This window comes from Streptomyces endophyticus, assembly GCF_035798155.1.
In the GTDB taxonomy this organism is placed as follows: Bacteria; Actinomycetota; Actinomycetes; order Streptomycetales; family Streptomycetaceae; genus Streptomyces; species Streptomyces endophyticus.
This window is the reverse complement of record NZ_JAOZYC010000094.1, coordinates 114,812-132,473: the sequence shown is the minus strand read 5'-3', so window position 1 is coordinate 132,473 and position 17,662 is coordinate 114,812. Positions and strand designations below refer to the sequence as shown.

Here is a 17,662-nt window from a genome sequence, read left to right as displayed (position 1 = left end):
GTCATCCGGCATGTGCTGCATCACAGCATCCTTGCAGAACCCCCTGGGCCGACCTTGATCGGCCGGACAAGTCCTAGTGATTCGGCATCCTCGGTGAGGAAAAGCATGAAGGCCCAGGTCCTGTCGGCGGCGGTGATCTGCCCGAGACGCACCGGTTGGCCATGCTGGCGAAGGAGTTGAACCGCCCGCTCCAGGCCCAAGGTGCGGGTTCCCCTTCGCTGCGTGTGCCGGAGGCGGCGGGCATAGGTGTGGGCATACGACTCGGATGAAGAAGCTCCATCCCACGGCCTCGACCGGTGGGGAGCCCGCATGCATGGACGTGCTGTCACTCCACGGCGGAATCGATGAGAATCTGCGCCAGTTGACGCGGCCGGGAGAACATCGGCCAATGGCCGGTGACCATCTTGGCCAGCCGCCAGTGCTTGCTGTTCAGCAGCTTGGCCACGTCTTCGTCGGGCTCGGCATCCTCGGGCTCGGTCCCCGCGATCAGGCAAAGGATGTACGTCGCCGGAAGTTCACTGAGTGGCCCCGCGAGCACGGCGGGCTCGGTCAGCGTGGCGCCCGGGTGAGGCGTTGAGCCACGGACTATTCGCGCAATCTGCGCCTCGGTGAGATCCTCGCCGTCATAGTGGGCAGCTGGCACGGGCGGCCAGAACCCACCGTGCTCGGCGATCGAAGCCTTCACCGACGCCCCGCCATCTGGCCAGGCCGAGACAAACGACTCGCCGTCAGTTGGAACACTTGAGTCGACGAATATCACGCGGGCCAGCCGGTCGCCGATCCGCTCCGCGGCCTGGCCGACCGGGATGCCTGCATAGCTGTGACCGACCAGGACCACGTCACGCAGATCCTGGCGTTCCACTTCGGAAACGATGTCCTGGACGTGGGTCGCTTGCCGCGCGGGTACGCCCCGCTTTTCAGCAAGACCGGACAGCGTCAACGGGTAGACACCATGGCCCGGTGTACGCAGATACGGCACCACCTCGTCCCACGCCCACGCCCCGAGCCGCGCGCCTGCAACCAGCACGAAATTCACCATGCCCGTACCGTATCCGGGACGTCGATTGCTCTCCTGACCGTGGCGTACGCCTGTGTCTTGGCGCCGTCGCTACTGCCGTCGCCACGGAGAGAGTGGCCTGGGCCGCCCCGAACCCTGGAGCCGCCCCAGGCCCCTCAGCGTGCTGACGTCAGCGCACCGAACTCGTCACCCGATACCTCCCCGGCCCCAGCCGATACGTCGCCACCTTGTCCGCGAAGCCCTCGAAGCGCACCCCGGCGGTCTTCGCCAGTGGTGTGCGGCCCTCGCGCACCGCGTCCGCGGAGACGGCCGGCAGGGACAGCGTGGCCTCGGTGTTGGCCGGGACCACGGCTTCGTACGAGAGTGTGCCGTCGTCGGACAGGGACCACTTGCTGGTGATCTCGCCGTACGGCGAGAGGTGTCGGCCGTCGACCTCGGTGATCTTCCCGGTCGGGTCGAGGTGCGGCTGGAGGCGGAAGCGCTGGAAGCCGGGGTGGTCGGGGTCGCCGGCGATGCCCGCCATGTATGTGTACATCCACTCCATGATCGCGCCGTACGAGTAGTGGTTGAAGGAGTTCATCTCCACCGGGCCGAAGCCGTCGTCCTTGGAGTAGGAGTTCCAGCGTTCCCAGATCGTCGTCGCGCCGTTCTTCACCGAGTAGAGCCAGGAGGGCATCGCGTCCTGGTGCAGCAGCTTGTACGCGAGGTCGGGGCGGCCCTCGTCGGTGAGGACCGGGGCCAGGACGTTCGCGCCGAGGAAGCCGACGGAGAGGGTGTTCTCCGCGTAGTCGACGCGGGCGCTGTCGGGGTGGGCGGCCTTGTACGCCGCGTCGTTGCCGATGTTGTCCGCCAACAGGCCGACCAGCGCGCGGCGTTGGGCCTGCGTGTCGTAGAGGCCGAGCTTGAGGACCCAGAGGAGGGCCGATTGGCTGTTGTCCTCCGGGTCGCCGCCCATGACCGGCTTGCCGCCGAGGCTGGACCGGACGGTGATCTTGTCGCCGTCGACCGCGACGTACTTCGCCATGAAGGCGCGGCGGATACGGGTGAAGAGGTCCTCGTACGCCTTCGACTCCGCGGTCCGGCCTGTCGCGCGCGCCATCTGTGACATGAGGCGGACGCTGTACGCGTAGTAGACGTCGCTCATCAGCTGGGTGCCGGTGTTCTGGAAGGCGAGCCAGTCGGCGAAGATCGCGCCCTGGCCGGCGTAGCTGTCGCCGCCCTTCTTCTTGATCCAGTCGATGTAGTGGACCATCGCGTCCCAGCTGCGGTCGATGATGGTCCGGTCGCCGCTCATCTGCCACACCGTCCACGGCACGACGACCCCGCAGTCCGCCCAACCGCTGCACGGCTCCGCCGCGTTGTACCGGTTGCCGGGTGCGACCGCAGTGAACTGCGCGCCGTCGACGCCGTACGTCTTCTGCGACTCGATCAGGATGTCCTCGAAGTGACTGAGGAAGGCGACGGAGTCCGTGTTGTAGAGGCCGGTGCTGGAGAACACCTGCGTGTCGCCGGTCCAGCCGAGCCGCTCGTCGCGCTGCGGGCAGTCGGTCGGCACCCACAGGTAGTTGCCGCGCTGGCCCCAATGGACGTTGCTGATCAGCTGGTTGACGTCGTCGTCGTTGGTCGTGATGCTGCCGGTCTCGCGCAGGGCGGAGGTGGCGACCTTGCCGGTGAGGCCGGAGACCGTGACCTCGGCGTCCTTCGTCGTCACTTCCACCGACACGTAGCGGAAGCCGTAGAAGGTGAGCGAGTCCTGGTGTGTCTCGCCGTCGCCCGCGCCCTTGAGGACGTACGTGCTGGTGGCCTTCGCCGAGCGCAGATTCGCCCGGTAGAGCGAGCCCACCGGGCCGTCCGCGCCCTTGCTGTCGTCGTTGAGCATCTCGCCGAACCTGACGACGACTTCGGCTCCGGCGGGACCGCGCAGCGTGTACTGGGGAACGCCGACCATGTTCTGGCCGAGGTCGAAGACGGCGGTGTCACCGGGGCGCAGGGTGAGGGGGCCCGGCTCGCCGCTGGTGGAGCGGGCGGGGTCGGGGACGATGCGGCCCTTGCCGTTGGCGCTCGACTCCTCGCCCGTGACCTCGGAGTAGACCGTCGCCGACTGGGGCGTGCGGTCCCACTTCTCCATCAGGCGGGCCGTCTCGCCGGGGTAGGCGGTCAGCTTGGCGTCCGGGTACTTGGCGGCGTAGCCGACCTCCTCCACGTCCGACCACTTCGAGGCGTCGAAGCCGCTCGCCGTCCAACCGGTGAGTTCCTTGCGGGAGTCGTAGGTCTGGCCGTCGTAGATGTCGTCGGCGCGGTGCGGGCCGGTGTCGGTGGCCTTCCACCCGGCGCCCGGCTTGGTGACGACGCTCTGCGTGCTGCCGTCGGCGTAGCGGACCAGCAGCTTGGCCTTGAGGGCGAGCGGATTGCCGTCCTTGGAGTAGTACTTGCTTCCCTCCGAGACGCGCGCGTTGTACCAGCCGTTGCCGAGCACGGCGGCGAGCGTCACGTCACGGCCGCCGCCGCGTGTGACCAACTCCGTGACGTCGTACGTCATGTAGTTGACGCTCGTGTCGTAGTTGGTCCAGCCCGGGGTGAGCAGTTCGAGCGTGCGGTCTTCGCCCTCGGGGACCGTGACGCGCTCGCCGTTGACGTACGCCTCGTAGACGCCGAGGGCCGTCACGTACAGCCGTGCCTCGCGGATCCGGCCCTTGCGCAGCGCGGTGTGGCTCCGCAGCAGCGGCGCGCCCGCCGAGTTGGGCTTCTTGCCCTTCATGCCGATCCACTGGGCGCCGTCCCAGCGGGTGACGCCGTCGCTGCTGAGCAGGGCGGTCTCGAAGCGGGCGGCGGGGGAGGTGCCGACCTCGCGGCCGTCCGCGTCCCACACCGTCACGGACCAGAAGTACCCGGTGGACGCCGTGAGTTCGGGCCCGTCGTAGCGCACGGCCACCGAGTCGGGCGACGTCACGCGGCCGCTGTCCCACACGTCGGCGCGGGCGAGCCGCGCGGCGCTGGACGCCACCCGGATCCGGTACGCGCCCTGCGCCAGGCCCCGTTTCGGCGAACCGAGCCGCCAGCCGAAGCGGGGGCGGGTGGCGTCGGTGCCGAGGGGGTCGACGCGGTGTTCGGTGGTGAGGCCGGTGACCGCGCCGTTGGGGGGAGCGGGGAGGGCGGCGGGTCCTGTGGAGGTCGTCGCGGCGGCGGACGGGGCCGCGGCCGCGAGGACGGGCACCGCGCCCGCGCTCGCGGCGAGGACGGTTCTGCGACGTATGTCGCTGCGCATCTCGGGGTGTCCCTTCGTCGGTGAAGGTGTTCCGGTTCAAACGATTCAGGTACGCGCTTCGAGAGGCAAGGGGCGTGCATGAGGTTTGCCTGTGGTGTCTGTAAGTGTCTGTGGCCCACTGGTGCGACAGGATGGGCGGATGCGGGCGGGATGAGGCGCGCTCCGCTGGTTGGATGGCCGTAGAAATCAAAACGATTCACCCGGTCGTCCGATGTGTCGAACACCGGACGGGCCCCGCCACGTACACTCCCACTGCCGCACCAGCTCACCAGGAGGACCACACCCGATGGGACAGTCCGTGGGGATCAAGGACGTAGCCCGCGAAGCGGGGGTGTCCGTGGGCACGGTCTCGAATGTGATCAACCGGCCCGAGGCCGTGGCCGACGCGACGCGTGCCCGCGTCCAGGCCGCCATCGAACGGCTCGGCTATGTCCGCAGCGAGTCGGCGCGCCAGTTGCGCGCCGGACGCAGCCGCATCATCGGCCTGCTCGTCCTCGACATGGGCAACCCGTTCTTCGTGGACGTCGCGCGCGGCGCCGAGCGTGCCGCGCGCGACACCGGGCTCGGGGTGATGGTGTGCAACAGCGCGCAGAGCCCCGCCGAGGAGGCCGACTACCTGTCGCTCTTCGCCGAGCAGCGGGTACGCGGGGTCCTCCTGACGCCCGCCGAGGCGACCGGCCCCACCGTGGAGGCCTTCCGCCGGCACGACATCCCGTTCGTCCTGGTCGACCGGGTCGCCGAGGGCGCCACCGAGTGCTCGGTTTCCGTCGACGACGTCAACGGCGGCGCGCTCGCCGTGCGCCACCTCATCGACGCGGGACACCGCAGCATCGCCTACGTCAGCGGACCGCGCACGCTCAACCAGGTCGAGGACCGCCGCCAAGGCGCCCTGCGCGCCCTGAAAGAGGCCGGTCTCCCTGCCTCCGCGCTGCGCGAACTCCCGACCGAACGCCTCGACGTGGCCGCCGGTCGCGACGCTGGCGCCCGCCTCCTCGGCCTCACCGAGCGCCCCACCGCCGTCTTCTGCGCCAACGACCTCCTCGCCCTCGGCGTCCTGCAGTCCCTGTACGCCGCCGGGGTCCGGGTCCCCGACGACATCGCGATCGTCGGCTACGACGACATCGAGTTCGCGGCGGCGGCCGCGGTCCCGCTCACCTCGGTGCGCCAGCCCGCGGTCCACATGGGCGCACTTGCCGCGGACCTCCTTCTGGAGGAGATCGAGGCGGCGGACGACCCGGGGCGTGCGCACGAGCACCGACGGGTGGTGCTCCAGCCGGAGTTGGTGGTGCGCGGATCGAGCCTGGGCGCGCGCTGAGCGTCAGCGGACCGTTCGGCCCTACCCGGGGCGGTCGCCCGCAACTAGCGTGCTCCGGAACCGCAGCCAACAGTGCGTGGGGGAGGTCGCCATGCCGGCCCGGGACCGTACGAAAGCGCCGTGGCTCCCGCCGCGCTGGTTCATCCGCCTGGCCTGGTCGGTGCACCGGGGCGTGCACCGGGCCTCAGGCGGCCGGATCGGGCTGTGGAAGCCGCGCCCCAACAAGTGGGGCACCCTGCGGCTGACCACCATGGGGCGCCGTTCGGGACGCCCGCGCGGCGTCATCGTCGCCTACGTACAGGACGGTCCGCATCTGGTCACGCTGGCGATGAACGGGTGGGGCGAAGGCGAGCCCGCCTGGTGGCTCAACCTTCAGGCACACCCCGAAGCGATGGTCCAGACGGTCACTGGTCGGCGGACGGTGCGGGCGCGCGCCGCGACGGGCGACGAACGGGCGCGGCTGTGGGACCGCTGGCGTGAGATCGAGAAGAACCTGGACGCGTATGCGGCGAAGCGGTCGTTCGAGACCACGGTGGTGGTGCTGGAGCCCCTCTCAGGTCACCGGTCCCCGACCGTCCCGTAGCCGCGTGGCGAACTCCCGTGCCGCGGTGAGGTCCCCTTCGCTCGGCCGCTGCTTGTTGATGCCGCCGACCAGCTTGAAGGGCGCCCAGGTGTCGAACGCCCTGCACGAGAAGGTCTCTTCCACCGCGAACCCCTTGCCTTCGAGGAGACGGACCAGGGGGCGGGCGAATCGCGTCAGCGGTGTCTCGGGGAGCCCGCTGGTGGCGAAGACGAAGGCCCGGCCCCGACCGGCGGGCAGCGCCCTGGCGAAGTCGGTCAGGCGGGGGTGCAGCTTGGTGTTGAAGACGCCGGAGCCGAATCCCACGAGGTCGGCGTCCGCGAGTTCCGCGGGGTCGGCCTCCTCCGGGGAGACGACCTTCGCGTCCAGGGCCTCGGCCATGGTGTCGGCGACGCGGCGAGTATTGCCGTGCGATACGGAGTGGCACACGATGACGGCCTTCATCCTCACGCTCCTTTTCTCTGGCTTCCGTCTCTGGCTTCTGTCTCTGATCTCTGTAGCCGCTTCTACAGAGAGGACAGTTCAGGAGCGCCGGATGTGACACCGGTCGATCACCGGGGCGGGAAACCGGAGTGGGAGACCGGGGCGAGAAACCTGGGTGGGAAACTGGGCGGACGAACCATCCGTACCATCCGCACCGCCGCACAGGAGCCGCATTGAGCGCCGCCAGTTACCGACAGGCCGGGGTCGTCCTGACCGACCGCCGATTCTCCGTACCCCTGGACCACGACGTCCCGGACGGGGAGCGCATCGAGCTCTTCGCGCGCGAGGCCGTGGCTCCGGGGCGCGCGCACGAGAACCTGCCGTGGCTGCTCTACCTCCAGGGCGGCCCCGGCTTCGGCGCCAACCGCTTCTCCGGCCCGGCGGCCTGGCTCGGCCGCGCGCTCAAGGACTACCGGGTCCTCCTCCTCGACCAGCGCGGCACCGGCGCCTCCGCCACCGTCAACCGCCAGACGCTTCCGCTGCGCGGCGACGCCGAACAGCAGGCGGCCTACGTAGGGCACTTCCGTGCCGACTCGATCGTGCGCGACTGCGAGTTCATCCGCCGGGAGGTCACCGGCGGCGCGCCCTGGACGATCCTCGGCCAGAGCTTCGGCGGCTTCTGCGCCGTCCGGTATCTGTCGTCCGCGCCGGAGGGCCTGGAGACCGCGATCGTCACGGGCGGCCTGCCGACGCTCGACGGCCACGCGGACGACGTCTACCGGGCCGCGTACCCGCGCGTCGAGCGCAAGGTGCGTGCGCACTACGCCCGTTACCCGATGGACATCGAGCGGGCGCGGGACATCGCCGCGTACGTGCTCGACCACGAGCCCGTCCTGCCGAACGGCTACCGGCTGACCGTCCCCGCCTTCCAGTCCCTCGGCATCTGGCTCGGCGCGGGGGATGGCAGCGACCGGCTGCACTACCTCCTTGAGGACGCGTTCGTGCGGACTCCGGGCGGGCGGGAGCTGTCGGACGCGTTCTGCGAACGGGTCGCGGGCGCGCTCTCGTACCGCTCCCACCCGCTGTACGCCCTGGTGCACGAGGCGATCTACGCGCAGGGCGGCCGGGCCACCGACTGGTCCGCGGAGCGCGTACGCGGTGAATTCCCGCAGTTCGACGGGGAGAAGACCCTCGCGGGCGGCGGGCCGCTGCTGTTCACCGGCGAGACCGTCCACCCGTGGCAGTTCGACAGCGACCCGGCGCTGCGCCCGCTGCGCGAGGTCGCACAGCGGGTCGCGGCCCGCACCGACTGGGCGCCGCTGTACGACCCGACGCGGCTCGCCGCGAACGAGGTCCCGGCGGTCGCCGCCGTCTACCACGACGACATGTACGTGGACACGGAGCACGCGCTGCGCACGGCCCGGACCATCCGCGGCCTTCGGCCGTGGGTGACGAACGAGTTCGAGCACGACGGGCTGCGGGCGGGCGGCCCGCGCGTGCTGGACCGGCTGCTGGCGATGGCGCGGGGCGAGGCGTAAGAACCAGCCATCGAACCCCGGGCAGGGTCATGCGATGCCCGCATGCCCCTGCCCGGACCCGGCCGCCGCGGTGGTGGGCGGTGCCGCCGGGCCGCCTGCTGGATGCCGACCGCGGCGCGGACCACGGATCGGTCTTGGCCGAGCCTTCGTCAGTAGTCCCACGTCATACCGACGAACTGCGCGTGCCCGACCGCGGCCGGCTCGTGGTGGTCGTGCCACACCTCGACGCCGACCGGCTGCCCGGCACGGCCGAAGAACGGCCACATCGTGGTGTCCCAGTCGCGGCCCGGTGAGTCCATCCGGTCCCCGGCCCCGGTGTCGTCACGGATGCCGTGGGGGTCGCGGATGAACCGCGACATGAACTGGCGGACTCTGACGTCCCCTTCGGGCTGGGTGACCGGCTCCCAGCGGATGTTCCGCGCCCACACGAAATCCCCGTCGCGGTCGGGCACGATCAGTGCCAGGTCCTGCTCCATGCCCCGGTCGTTACGGATCGCCCGTTCGTAGGTGACCAGCGTCCACGTCCGGGGTGCGATGAGCTGCGGGGTGTTGCGGTAGAGCTTGCACTGCGCCGCCATGCGTGTCCCCTTCGGGTTGTGTGGCCCGGTGGTGGCCGTGCAGCAGGAAGTCGACGGCACGATCCTCGGCCGCGCGTTCTCCGTGCGAGACGTTGCGAAGCTGTCGTTGCGTCAGGCGCTGTGCTGAACGCCCAGATCGACTCGGGCCTGTTCGTGATAGCGGTTGATGAGTTCAATGAGCCTAAGCCCCCCTTCCGAGGGAGCGGACCCTTCGCGGGCCGCGTTCTCTTCCTGCCACAGGGCGACGTTGACTTCGCGCGCGGCTTCGACCGCCGCTGACGACGCCAGGAGGACGAGCGTCTCGAACAGCACGCTTCTCCTCAGCTCGGCCGTCTCCATCGCCGCGAGGAACTCCCGCCGGTCATCCGTTCCCTCCGCGCTCCGGCGGGCTCGCTTGGCCGTGCTGGATATTTCCTTCACGCACGCCGCGTACTCGATGTAGGTGTCGAGCTTCCGCTCGTCCCAGCGTGTCGCCATGGCTCGTTGATGTCGGGTGCGCTCGGCCATGGTCGTCGCCAGGAATGAGGTCAGGGCACCGACGAGGACACCGACGAGCGTCACTATCTGAGCGATCATGAAGCCAGACTCTGGCCCCATCTGCAGCGTGACGGCAAGGTCGGTCGCACAGGTCGATGCCCTGGCCATTCGCGTGACGGCTCACGGGGAGCGGCTCGGCCGGCGGCCCGTCGGCGATGGCGTCGTAGAGGGCGGCGTCGTCGAGGGCCGGTACGCCTGCCCGGTATCCCGAGTAGAGCAGTGAGCTGCACAACTCGTCAGGCGGTCAGGCGGCCCTACCTTCTTGAGTGCGTCCTACGAGTTCGCGACTCTGGGACTGCGCGGGTCGGGCGGGCGCACGCGGCCCGTGCCGTGGGCGTACCCGTGTGAGCGGTGGCCGAGGCGGCAGTACGGCGGCGCGGCGTCGAGCTCCTCGCCGAGCGCGGCACGCCGTGCGCGCTCGCACGCGGCGAGGACGCCTGGTGCTCGGCGTACGAGTGCAGGGCGCACAGGACGAGGACCGCGGCGAGGCACAGGCTCGGGAGGCACAGCCAGGGGGATTCGGTGACGCCCACGTGGACGCCACCGGCGGTGAGCGCGGCCGCGGCGAGGAGGTAGGCGCGAGCGGTGCGGAGTGCGAGAGGCATGGGTCAGTCCTCACTGGCGCGGCCTGCGAAGCGACGGCATTCACAGGCGCAGCGGTGGGAGAGGTCGTAGGGACAGGGTTCGCAAGCGGTAGTTTTCGGGGCAGATGGTGCCGGTGCAGTCTTCGCAGTGCATGGTGTTGCCTTTCGGGGGCGGAGGTGGAGGGTTCCCGGGAGGATGGCCGGATCGTTGACGAGCTCGATGCCCGTGAGTGCGCCGAGTCGGCCGGACCGCGGTGGTGGTGAGCAGTGCGGCGACGGGGGCGGCGAGCGTCTCTGGTTCAGCGGCGCACTCTTGGCACGGCTCGAAGTTGACGATGGGGAAGCGCAGGGGCTGCCCTCCACCGCGGTGCTGCCTTACCGCCGCATCTGCCTTACCGCCGCAGGCGAAGCGCGGAGACGAGGAAGAAGACGCCGCCGAGGAAGGCGTATCCGGCCAGGTTGGTCAGGGAGGCGTCGGCCTTCGCCGCCTGGGCGAGGAAGGAGGCCCCGGCGAGGGCCGAGATGCCGCCGCTGGCGATCATCGGCCACTGTCCGCCCATGCCGCGCCGCAGGACGCCGACGGTCAGTTGGACGAGGCCCGCGGTGATGGCCCAGGCGCCCCACACGCGCAGCACGGCCGGGATGCCGGAGGAGACGGCCGCGATCAGCCCGGCGGTGGTCAGGACGCTGAGCGCGATGTTCGCGTAGAGGCCGCGCACCGGACCGCGGTCGGCCCTGGCGGAGCGTACGTCGACGATCGCGCAGGCCACGTCGAACAAGGGATAGAGCACCAGCAGCGTCTTGCTGAGGGGTCCCAAGGTGTCGGCGCTCGTGATCAGCAGGCCGGCCCACACGGCCGCGAAGGCGAAGCGGAGCAGGTACAGGCGGCGCAGCGCCGCGACGGGGCTCGTTGCGGGGGCGGGCGTGGAGACGACGGTTTCCATGAGGATCCCTTTCGAAGGGCAGAGAAGAAGGCGTGAAGAGGCGTGAAGGCGTGCCGCGCCGGAGCGCTCGACCGAGGGAGAACGTTCGGTCTCTTTTTATCTAAGGCCGTCCGCGGCCCGCCGTCAAGACCGAACGTTCTCCCTCGTCTGCCTGGTACGGTGGCGCCATGAGCGCGAGCACGACAGGCGGCAGGACGTCCGAGGCGCGGACGCGGCTGCTCTCCACGGCGACCCGCATCTTCTACACCGAGGGGATCCACTCGGTCGGTGTGGACCGGATCATCGAAGAGGCCCAGGTCACCCGGGCCACGCTGTACCGGCACTTCAAGGGCAAGGAAGAACTCGTCCTCGCCTATCTGCTCCAGGCCGACCAGGCCATCCGGGGCCAGGTCGAGGCCGTCCGCGCCCAGGAGTTGCCGGCCCCCGACACGGTCCGCGCCGTCGCCCGCACGATCACCGAGGGCATCCGGTCCTCGGGCTTTCGCGGCTGCGCCTTCCTGAACGCCGCGGCCGAATACCCCGACCCGTCCCACCCGGTCCACCAGGCCGTACTGGCGCATCGCCAATGGTTCCTGGAGACCGCCGTCGAGCTGCTCGACCAGGCCGGTTGCACGCCCGCGGACGCGGCAGGCCGGCATTTCGTCATGCTGCGGGACGGCGCCATGGCCGCCGGCTGCCTTTTCGACCCCGCGCTCATCTCCGAGACGTTCCTGCACGGGGTGGAAGGCATCCTGCGCCCTGCATGAGGACCCGCCTCCATGGGGGAGCGGCGGGATGCCGCGGGCCGGTCGGCACATGCCACGATGAAGACATGAGTGACGAGCGCCGCAGCCTGCTTGCCGACAAGACGCCCTTCCCCGAAGGCCTCGACGACCGACTGCGGGACCAACTCACCTTTCTCGTCGAGGTGGATCAGCTCAAGACCGTCCTTCGGCAGTCCCCGCTGGCCGCGGCGGATCGCCGGGAGAACGACGCGGAGCACTCCTGGCACCTGGCGATGATGGTGAGCGTCCTCGCCGAGCACTCCGACCGTCCCATCGATGTCGGGCACACCGTCCAACTGGTGCTCCTGCACGACCTGGTGGAGATCTACGCCGGGGACACGCCCCTGTATGACAGTGCCGCGGGCGACGATCAGCAGGAGCGCGAGAGTGCCGCGGCCGACGAACTGTTCGCTCTGCTCCCGACGGACCAGGGCCGGCGCATGAGGGCGCTGTGGGACGAGTTCGAGGAACGGCGCACCCCTGAAGCGGCGTTCGCCAAGGCGATGGACCGGCTGCAGCCCCTCCTCCTCAACTGGATGGCACGCGGGGGCACCTGGCGCACCCCGGGCGTCACCGCCGACGACGTCCGCGCCCGCAAAGCGGTGATCGGGGAGGCGTCGGCGTCGCTGTGGGAGGCCGGGCGGCGGCTCATCGACGAGGGTGAGGCGCGCGGCTGGTCGCGGAGTGCCGAGCCCCGGTGAGGGCCCGGTGAGGCCCCGGTGAGGGCGGCCCACTGCGCGCGGGGGTGTCGATCCCCGTCACGCCGAAGGGGCTATCGTGTCGGCATGTCAGCCGAGTTGATCCGAATCGTCTCCCGTTCGTCGCCGATGGCTCTGGCCCAGGTGGAGCGTGTCCGCGCCGAACTCGCCGCGCTGCACCCCGGGATCCGGACCGAGGTCGTGCCGGTCACGACCAGCGGTGACAAGTGGATGGGCGACCTGTCGAAGCTCGGCGGCAAGGGCGCGTTCACCAAGGAGGTCGACCGGGCGCTGCTCGACGGGCAGGCCGACCTCGCCGTGCACTGCCTCAAGGACATCCCGGCCGACCGGCCGCTGCCCGAGGGCTGCACGTTCGGCGCGTACCTGAAGCGGGACGACGTACGGGACGCACTGATCGACCCGGCGGGCCGCACCCTCGACGAGCTGCCCGAAGGCACCCGGGTCGGCACGTCCTCGGTCCGCCGCGTCGCCCAACTCGCGGCCTCCCACCCGCACTTGGAATGCGTCCCGATGCGCGGGAACGCCAACCGTCGCATGGAGAAGATGGCGGCGGGCGACGCGGACGTCCTCCTCCTAGCGCTGTCGGGGCTCGAACGGATCGGGCGCACCGACGTCATCACGGAGGTCCTCTCGCCGGAGGCGATCTGCCCGCCGATCGGCGCCGGGATCCTGGCGCTGCAGTGCCGCGAGGGCGACGAGTCGACGCTGGAGGCGGTGACCGGTCTCGGCGACCGCGATACCTGGCGCGAGGCAACGGCCGAGCGCATGTTCCTGCACGTCCTGCAGGGCCACTGCAACTCACCGATCGCCGGCTACGCCCGCGCAGAACGCTCCGGCGACCTGTCGCTGCGCGGCTGTGTGTTCACCCCCGACGGCAAGCGGGTGCTCAACGCGCAGGAGTGGGCGGGGCCGTTGGACCCGGCGACGCTGGGGATGTCGGTGGCGGTGGCGCTGCTGCGGCAGGGGGCGCGGGAACTGATCGACGGGATTCCGCACTGATGGCCTGACCGGCCGGTTCCTCTGGCGGCCTGGTCCCCCTGACTGGCTGGCTCCTCTGGCCGGCTGGCTCCCGTGACTGGCTGGTTCGCCTGACCGGCCGGTTCCCCTGATCGCGTAATCTGTGGCACGGGTGTTCGGGCTTCACGGTTGCGGCCATGCGTCACAGCCGTCCGCCGCACCCGGGTGCCCCCATCCGCATCAGGCGCCCGACGAGCGACGAGGAGGGTGACCGGTGATCAGTGCGACCGCAGTCGGGGGAGTGGCCCTGATCGAACTGGGCATGGCCCTCACGCCGGGACCGAACATGATCCACCTCGCGTCCCGCGCCATCACCCAAGGGCGCAGGGCGGGCCTGGTCAGCCTGAGCGGGACGGCCGTGGGATTCGTGGCCTATCTGCTGGCCGCGGCCGCGGGGCTGTCCGCCTTGTTCGCCGCCGTGCCGGTGGCGTTCCTGGTGGTCAAGCTCGCCGGGGCTGCCTACCTGGCCTACCTCGCCTGGAGCATGCTCAAGCCCGGCGGCCGCTCGCCGTTCGCCCCGGCCGGGGACCTGCCTCCGGTCTCCGACGCCCGCCTGTTCTCGATGGGGCTGCTGACCAACCTGCTCAACCCCAAGATCGCGCTCATGTACGCCGCGCTGCTGCCCCAGTTCCTCGACCCGCACGCCGGGCCGGCCTGGAGCCAGCTGCTCCAACTCGGCGCCGTCCAGATCATCGTGGGGATGACCGTGAACGCCGTGATCATGCTGGGTGCGGCACGGGTGTCGGGTTTCCTGGCCGCCCGCCCCCGCGCCATGACCGCCCAGCGGTTCACGGCAGGCGGCCTGCTCGGCGTCTTCGCGCTGCGCACGGCGCTGTCCCGCACGCCTGTGTCCGGCTGAACCGCGCCCGCACCAGCACCGTCCGGGTCCGCCGCCAGGTCACCACCGACCCGGTGCCCCTGCGGATGATCCGAAGCGGCACCCAGACGGAGCGTCACATCTGCGACTGAGCATGTAGTTGGCGGGATTTGCCACCTGCTGAGGTCGGCCTGGCGCCTCGACGTTGCCAGTGAAGGCGCGCAGCAGATGCTGTGCCAGCAGCGCCAGGCCGCCAAGCACGCAAGGTGCCACAGGCCCCGCCCGCGCGCCTTAGCTCACCGCCCGCTTCACGAGTGCACTGATCCGCGCCTCCACCTCGGCCGTCACCTCGGTCAGGGCGAAACCGGCCGCCCACATCGTGCCCTCGTCCAGCTTCGCCTGGTCGCTGAACCCGAGCGTCGCGTAGCGCGCCTTGAACTTCGCCGCGCTCTGGAAGAAGCACACGACCTTGCCGTCCAGTGCGTAGGCGGGCATCCCGTACCAGAGCTTCGGCGCGAGGGCTGGGGCGCCGGCTGTGATGACGGCATGGACCCGCTCAGCCATGATCCGGTCCGAGTCCTGCATCTCGGCGATCTTCGCGAGCACGTCTCGCTCCGCCTCCGCCGCCTTGTCCGCGCGCGAACTGCGGCGGGCTGCCGTCTTCAGCTCTTGGGCGTGGTCCTTCATCGCGGCCCGCTCCTCGGCAGTGAATCCCTCGTGCGTGCTGCTTTCGGTGCTGCTCATGGCAGATCTCCCTCTGAGGGTCTGATGTGCTGGATCTTGGGCGCGCGGGTGGCGACGTGCCGCCGCATCCGACATCGGCACGTGGCGTGCCGATCGAGTGTGAATACTGCGCGCAGCCTTCGACATTGTCAACGGCACGCCTTGTGCCGTTAGGATGGCGGCATGACCGACACGCCCGCCACGCCGAGGCGCCGAGGCGCCGCGCGCACCGAAGCGCTGCTGCAGGTAACCCTCGATCTGGCTGCGGAGGTCGGATACGCGGGCTTGAGCATCGAGGCGGTCGGCCGAAGGGCCGGGGTCGGAAAGCACACGATCTACCGGCGCTGGCCGTCCATGTCGGCGCTGCTACTGGACGCGCTCAGCCGCGTGTGGACCAGCGACCTGGACTACCGCGACACCGGGGACGTCCGCGCGGATTTGCGCGAACAGTTCCTACGCTCGGGCCTCGCCCTCTCCAGCCCGCCGATCGGACCCGTCTACCGCGCAGTCATCGCCGAGGCGCAGGCCGATTCAATGCTGCGGGCGACCCTGCACGAACGATTCCTGGTCACCGTCGAGCAGAGCACCCTCGACCGAATCACCCGCGCCCAGCGCACCGGTGAACTGACCGCGGAAGCGAATCTGGAATACGCCGCCGAGGTACTGTGCGGCACCCTGTACTACCGCAGCCTGCTGTCAACCCGCCCCATCGACGAGGGCGTCGTCGACGGGCTGCTGGACATGTTCATGGCCGCCTACGGGACCGGCAATTAGGTCTCGACCGCACCAGTCGGACCTACTCTCCTGATCCGAGGACCGTACAGGTCACAACCGCACAACAGGGCGAAGGTTGCCTGATGCGGCACTAGAGCGTGTATCGAAACCATCAGGAGCCGAGCAGGCACGGCGTGGAATCGAGAAGCCAGCCGGAAGGGCTTCAGCTGGTGGGGATGCCGCCGATGAGAGGCAGTAGCACCTGGTCCACCAGGCGGGCCACTCCCTCGATGTCGAGGACGGCGCCGAGGAGTTCCTGCTGAAGGATCGTCAACCCGATGGCTGCGGCGATCTCCATCCTGCCCGGTGTCAGGAGGAGCTCGACCCTCTCCGCGGTGATCTCGCCGCGCTTTTGAGCGCGGTGGAGGCAGGCGGCGATTTCTTCGCGTTGCCCGGCGATGGCCCGCTCGCGGAGGGTGTCGGCGATCTGCGGGTGAGAGGCGGTGGCGGCGGCCAGCACGGCTGAGAAGTGACGCGCTTGAGGGTGCAGGCACACGGACCTTTGGGTCAGTGTGGCGATGAGGTCCTCGCGCAGTGTCCCCGCGGCCGTCGCCCCGGCCGGGACGGCGGCGGCGAGCATGAGGGTTTCCAGGGCGTCGGCGACCAGGTCCTCGCGCGAGGCCCAGCGACGGTAGACGGTGGCCTTGGCCACCTCCGCGCGCGCGGCAACCGCACTCATGGTGAGATCCCCGTACCCGTTCTCGACGATCAGGTCCAGGACCGCTTCGATGATGCGGGCATTGCGCGCCTCGTCGCGGACGGGCCCGAAGGCAGCACCGGGGCGCTGGCGTCCAGCGGGGCGGGTTGACCTGGTCATACGCACGACGGTACTGCATCCCCTTTCCCGGCCTCGGCTCTCCCGTCCTGGACCGGGCCGGGGCCACGGGATCGCCTGCCTCTCCGCTCGGACGGATCGCCGACTCGATACACCCATGACTCGATACTGTACGGTCTTTAGTGACGGGTCTTCGTGCCCGTACTTCCGACAACACGTGATCAACCGAAGGCAAGGTGCGCCATGGCAGGCAACGGCAACACGAAGGTGCTGGTCACCGGGGCGACAGGGATGCAGGGCGGCGCCGTCGTCCAGGCACTCCTGCGCGCGGAACACCCCGTGACCGCGTTCGTGCGCAACCCCGACTCCGCGCCCGCCCAGGCGCTCGCGGGGCAGGGCGTTGCCCTGGCGACCGGAGACATGGACGACCTGGCGTCCCTGGACGCTGCCGCCGCCGGTCACGACGTGGTCTTCTCCATGCAGATGCCGGGTGGCGACCCGGCCGATCCCGGCTCCGAGCAGCGCCACGCCCGCAACATCGCCACCGCGGCCCAGCGGGCCGGCGTCACGCAGATCGTCCACACGTCCGTGTCGGCGACCGGATGGCGCAGTCAGCACCCGGACATCAAGGACTTCTTCCCTACGATGACGGTGTACTGGGACGGGAAGGAGGCCGCGGAGGAGGCGATCCGGCAGTCGGGCCTGGAGCACTGGACCATTTTCAAGCCCGCCTTCTACATGGAGAACTTCCTCGGGGCCAGGCAGGCCTTCATGTTCCCCGAGCTGCCGCAGGGCGAGCTGATCACGGCGACGAGCCCGCAGACCAAGTTGGCGCTCATCAACGCGGACGACTTCGGAGCAGCCGTCGCCGCCGCCGTGGCCGAGCCCGCAAAGTTCCACGAAGCCGAGATCGACCTTGCGGGCGACGCGCTGACGTACCCCGAGATCGCGGAGGCCCTCTCCAAGGCCGCCGGCCGAGAGATCACCAACGTCTCCATCTCCCGCCAGGAGCAGGAACAGCGCAACGCTGTCATGGTGGACAGCCATGTCTGGACCGACCGCGTCGGCTACCCGGCACGCCCCCACCACGCGGCCCGCTACGGCCTGACCACGACCACCTTCGAGCAGTGGGCGGCGCGGCAGGACCGGACCTTCCTGGCTGGCTGAACGCAGGCAGCTCTCGGGGCTCACCAGCGCAGCGGTGAGACCGGAGTCGTCCTCGCGCGGGAGCACCGTCTCCCGCGCGAGGACGACCATGCCCCACTCCCTAGCGGCAGCTCTCTGCCTGCGA

General features: G+C 70.1%; 18 protein-coding genes. 9 read left to right on the top strand and 9 right to left on the bottom strand.

Going from position 1 to position 17,662, the window contains the following annotated elements; all coding sequences use genetic code 11:
* Positions 1–325: 325 nt before the first annotated feature.
* Both OKJ99_RS13755 and OKJ99_RS13750 read right to left on the bottom strand, forming a co-directional pair.
* Positions 326–1,039: an alpha/beta fold hydrolase gene (locus tag OKJ99_RS13755; protein ID WP_326016355.1), complete on the bottom strand. Its 714-nt coding sequence runs from the start codon at positions 1,037–1,039 to the stop codon at positions 326–328.
* A 148-nt stretch (positions 1,040–1,187) separates the two neighbouring features.
* Positions 1,188–4,283: a family 78 glycoside hydrolase catalytic domain gene (locus OKJ99_RS13750; RefSeq protein ID WP_326016354.1), complete on the bottom strand. Its 3,096-nt coding sequence runs from the start codon at positions 4,281–4,283 to the stop codon at positions 1,188–1,190.
* Positions 4,284–4,569: 286 nt separating this feature from the next.
* On the opposite strand from OKJ99_RS13750, the gene OKJ99_RS13745 reads away from it, so the two are divergent.
* Both OKJ99_RS13745 and OKJ99_RS13740 read left to right on the top strand, forming a co-directional pair.
* Positions 4,570–5,598 (top strand): LacI family DNA-binding transcriptional regulator, encoded by a 1,029-nt coding sequence (locus tag OKJ99_RS13745; RefSeq protein WP_326016353.1) that lies wholly within the window; start codon positions 4,570–4,572, stop codon positions 5,596–5,598.
* Between the two features lie 91 nt (positions 5,599–5,689).
* Positions 5,690–6,181, top strand: a complete 492-nt coding sequence (locus OKJ99_RS13740; protein WP_326016352.1) for a nitroreductase/quinone reductase family protein — start codon at positions 5,690–5,692, stop codon at positions 6,179–6,181.
* Here the strand turns inward: OKJ99_RS13740 and OKJ99_RS13735 are convergent.
* The gene (locus tag OKJ99_RS13735) at positions 6,152–6,622 is read right to left on the bottom strand and encodes a flavodoxin family protein (protein WP_326016351.1); all 471 of its coding nucleotides are present in this window, start codon (positions 6,620–6,622) and stop codon (positions 6,152–6,154) included. The genes OKJ99_RS13740 and OKJ99_RS13735 overlap by 30 nt on opposite strands.
* A gap of 212 nt (positions 6,623–6,834) precedes the next feature.
* Here OKJ99_RS13735 and OKJ99_RS13730 point away from each other — a divergent pair, with 212 nt between their 5' ends.
* Positions 6,835–8,139 (top strand): alpha/beta fold hydrolase, encoded by a 1,305-nt coding sequence (locus OKJ99_RS13730; RefSeq protein WP_326016350.1) that lies wholly within the window; start codon positions 6,835–6,837, stop codon positions 8,137–8,139.
* A 149-nt stretch (positions 8,140–8,288) separates the two neighbouring features.
* Here the strand turns inward: OKJ99_RS13730 and OKJ99_RS13725 are convergent, their stop codons facing one another.
* The 4 genes from OKJ99_RS13725 to OKJ99_RS13710 form a co-directional block, all read right to left on the bottom strand.
* Positions 8,289–8,717 (bottom strand): hypothetical protein, encoded by a 429-nt coding sequence (locus tag OKJ99_RS13725; RefSeq protein ID WP_326016349.1) that lies wholly within the window; start codon positions 8,715–8,717, stop codon positions 8,289–8,291.
* Between the two features lie 111 nt (positions 8,718–8,828).
* The gene (locus tag OKJ99_RS13720) at positions 8,829–9,293 is read right to left on the bottom strand and encodes a hypothetical protein (RefSeq protein ID WP_326016348.1); all 465 of its coding nucleotides are present in this window, start codon (positions 9,291–9,293) and stop codon (positions 8,829–8,831) included.
* Between the two features lie 215 nt (positions 9,294–9,508).
* Positions 9,509–9,859, bottom strand: coding sequence for a hypothetical protein (locus tag OKJ99_RS13715; protein ID WP_326016347.1), 351 nt, complete (start codon positions 9,857–9,859; stop codon positions 9,509–9,511).
* Between the two features lie 371 nt (positions 9,860–10,230).
* A complete protein-coding gene (locus tag OKJ99_RS13710) occupies positions 10,231–10,782 on the bottom strand; it encodes a hypothetical protein (protein WP_326016346.1) in 552 nt (183 codons plus the stop codon).
* 167 nt (positions 10,783–10,949) lie between these two features.
* Here OKJ99_RS13710 and OKJ99_RS13705 point away from each other — a divergent pair, with 167 nt between their 5' ends.
* From OKJ99_RS13705 to OKJ99_RS13690, 4 genes are all read left to right on the top strand, one after another.
* Positions 10,950–11,528, top strand: coding sequence for a TetR/AcrR family transcriptional regulator (locus OKJ99_RS13705; RefSeq protein ID WP_326016345.1), 579 nt, complete (start codon positions 10,950–10,952; stop codon positions 11,526–11,528).
* 65 nt (positions 11,529–11,593) lie between these two features.
* Positions 11,594–12,247, top strand: a complete 654-nt coding sequence (locus OKJ99_RS13700; RefSeq protein WP_326016344.1) for an HD domain-containing protein — start codon at positions 11,594–11,596, stop codon at positions 12,245–12,247.
* An 84-nt stretch (positions 12,248–12,331) separates the two neighbouring features.
* Positions 12,332–13,264 (top strand): hydroxymethylbilane synthase, encoded by a 933-nt coding sequence (gene hemC, locus OKJ99_RS13695; protein ID WP_326016343.1) that lies wholly within the window; start codon positions 12,332–12,334, stop codon positions 13,262–13,264.
* A gap of 232 nt (positions 13,265–13,496) precedes the next feature.
* Complete coding sequence (locus tag OKJ99_RS13690) at positions 13,497–14,141, top strand: LysE family translocator (RefSeq protein ID WP_326016342.1); 645 nt, start codon at positions 13,497–13,499, stop codon at positions 14,139–14,141.
* A 249-nt stretch (positions 14,142–14,390) separates the two neighbouring features.
* On the opposite strand, the gene OKJ99_RS13685 is transcribed toward OKJ99_RS13690, so the two are convergent.
* Entirely contained in the window at positions 14,391–14,843 is a 453-nt protein-coding gene (locus OKJ99_RS13685; protein ID WP_326016341.1) for an iron chaperone, read from the bottom strand.
* A 162-nt stretch (positions 14,844–15,005) separates the two neighbouring features.
* Here OKJ99_RS13685 and OKJ99_RS13680 point away from each other — a divergent pair, with 162 nt between their 5' ends.
* Positions 15,006–15,596, top strand: a complete 591-nt coding sequence (locus OKJ99_RS13680; RefSeq protein ID WP_326016340.1) for a TetR/AcrR family transcriptional regulator — start codon at positions 15,006–15,008, stop codon at positions 15,594–15,596.
* Between the two features lie 163 nt (positions 15,597–15,759).
* Here the strand turns inward: OKJ99_RS13680 and OKJ99_RS13675 are convergent, their stop codons facing one another.
* A complete protein-coding gene (locus OKJ99_RS13675; protein ID WP_326016339.1) occupies positions 15,760–16,413 on the bottom strand; it encodes a TetR/AcrR family transcriptional regulator in 654 nt (217 codons plus the stop codon).
* 201 nt (positions 16,414–16,614) lie between these two features.
* Here OKJ99_RS13675 and OKJ99_RS13670 point away from each other — a divergent pair, with 201 nt between their 5' ends.
* Positions 16,615–17,538 (top strand): NmrA family NAD(P)-binding protein, encoded by a 924-nt coding sequence (locus OKJ99_RS13670; RefSeq protein WP_326016338.1) that lies wholly within the window; start codon positions 16,615–16,617, stop codon positions 17,536–17,538.
* The last annotated feature ends 124 nt before the right edge of the window (positions 17,539–17,662 follow it).

Excerpts from the sequence above, each read along its gene's own strand:
- OKJ99_RS13755 (WP_326016355.1), bottom strand. The coding sequence starts at position 1,039 with ATGGTGAATTTCGTGCTGGTTGCAGGCGCGCGGCTCGGGGCGTGGGCG.
- OKJ99_RS13750 (WP_326016354.1), bottom strand. The coding sequence starts at position 4,283 with ATGCGCAGCGACATACGTCGCAGAACCGTCCTCGCCGCGAGCGCGGGC.
- OKJ99_RS13745 (WP_326016353.1), top strand. The coding sequence starts at position 4,570 with ATGGGACAGTCCGTGGGGATCAAGGACGTAGCCCGCGAAGCGGGGGTG.
- OKJ99_RS13740 (WP_326016352.1), top strand. The coding sequence starts at position 5,690 with ATGCCGGCCCGGGACCGTACGAAAGCGCCGTGGCTCCCGCCGCGCTGG.
- OKJ99_RS13735 (WP_326016351.1), bottom strand. The coding sequence starts at position 6,622 with ATGAAGGCCGTCATCGTGTGCCACTCCGTATCGCACGGCAATACTCGC.
- OKJ99_RS13725 (WP_326016349.1), bottom strand. The coding sequence starts at position 8,717 with ATGGCGGCGCAGTGCAAGCTCTACCGCAACACCCCGCAGCTCATCGCA.
- OKJ99_RS13720 (WP_326016348.1), bottom strand. The coding sequence starts at position 9,293 with ATGATCGCTCAGATAGTGACGCTCGTCGGTGTCCTCGTCGGTGCCCTG.
- OKJ99_RS13715 (WP_326016347.1), bottom strand. The coding sequence starts at position 9,859 with ATGCCTCTCGCACTCCGCACCGCTCGCGCCTACCTCCTCGCCGCGGCC.
- OKJ99_RS13710 (WP_326016346.1), bottom strand. The coding sequence starts at position 10,782 with ATGGAAACCGTCGTCTCCACGCCCGCCCCCGCAACGAGCCCCGTCGCG.
- OKJ99_RS13705 (WP_326016345.1), top strand. The coding sequence starts at position 10,950 with ATGAGCGCGAGCACGACAGGCGGCAGGACGTCCGAGGCGCGGACGCGG.
- OKJ99_RS13700 (WP_326016344.1), top strand. The coding sequence starts at position 11,594 with ATGAGTGACGAGCGCCGCAGCCTGCTTGCCGACAAGACGCCCTTCCCC.
- hemC (WP_326016343.1), top strand. The coding sequence starts at position 12,332 with ATGTCAGCCGAGTTGATCCGAATCGTCTCCCGTTCGTCGCCGATGGCT.
- OKJ99_RS13685 (WP_326016341.1), bottom strand. The coding sequence starts at position 14,843 with ATGAGCAGCACCGAAAGCAGCACGCACGAGGGATTCACTGCCGAGGAG.
- OKJ99_RS13680 (WP_326016340.1), top strand. The coding sequence starts at position 15,006 with ATGACCGACACGCCCGCCACGCCGAGGCGCCGAGGCGCCGCGCGCACC.
- OKJ99_RS13675 (WP_326016339.1), bottom strand. The coding sequence starts at position 16,413 with ATGACCAGGTCAACCCGCCCCGCTGGACGCCAGCGCCCCGGTGCTGCC.
- OKJ99_RS13670 (WP_326016338.1), top strand. The coding sequence starts at position 16,615 with ATGGCAGGCAACGGCAACACGAAGGTGCTGGTCACCGGGGCGACAGGG.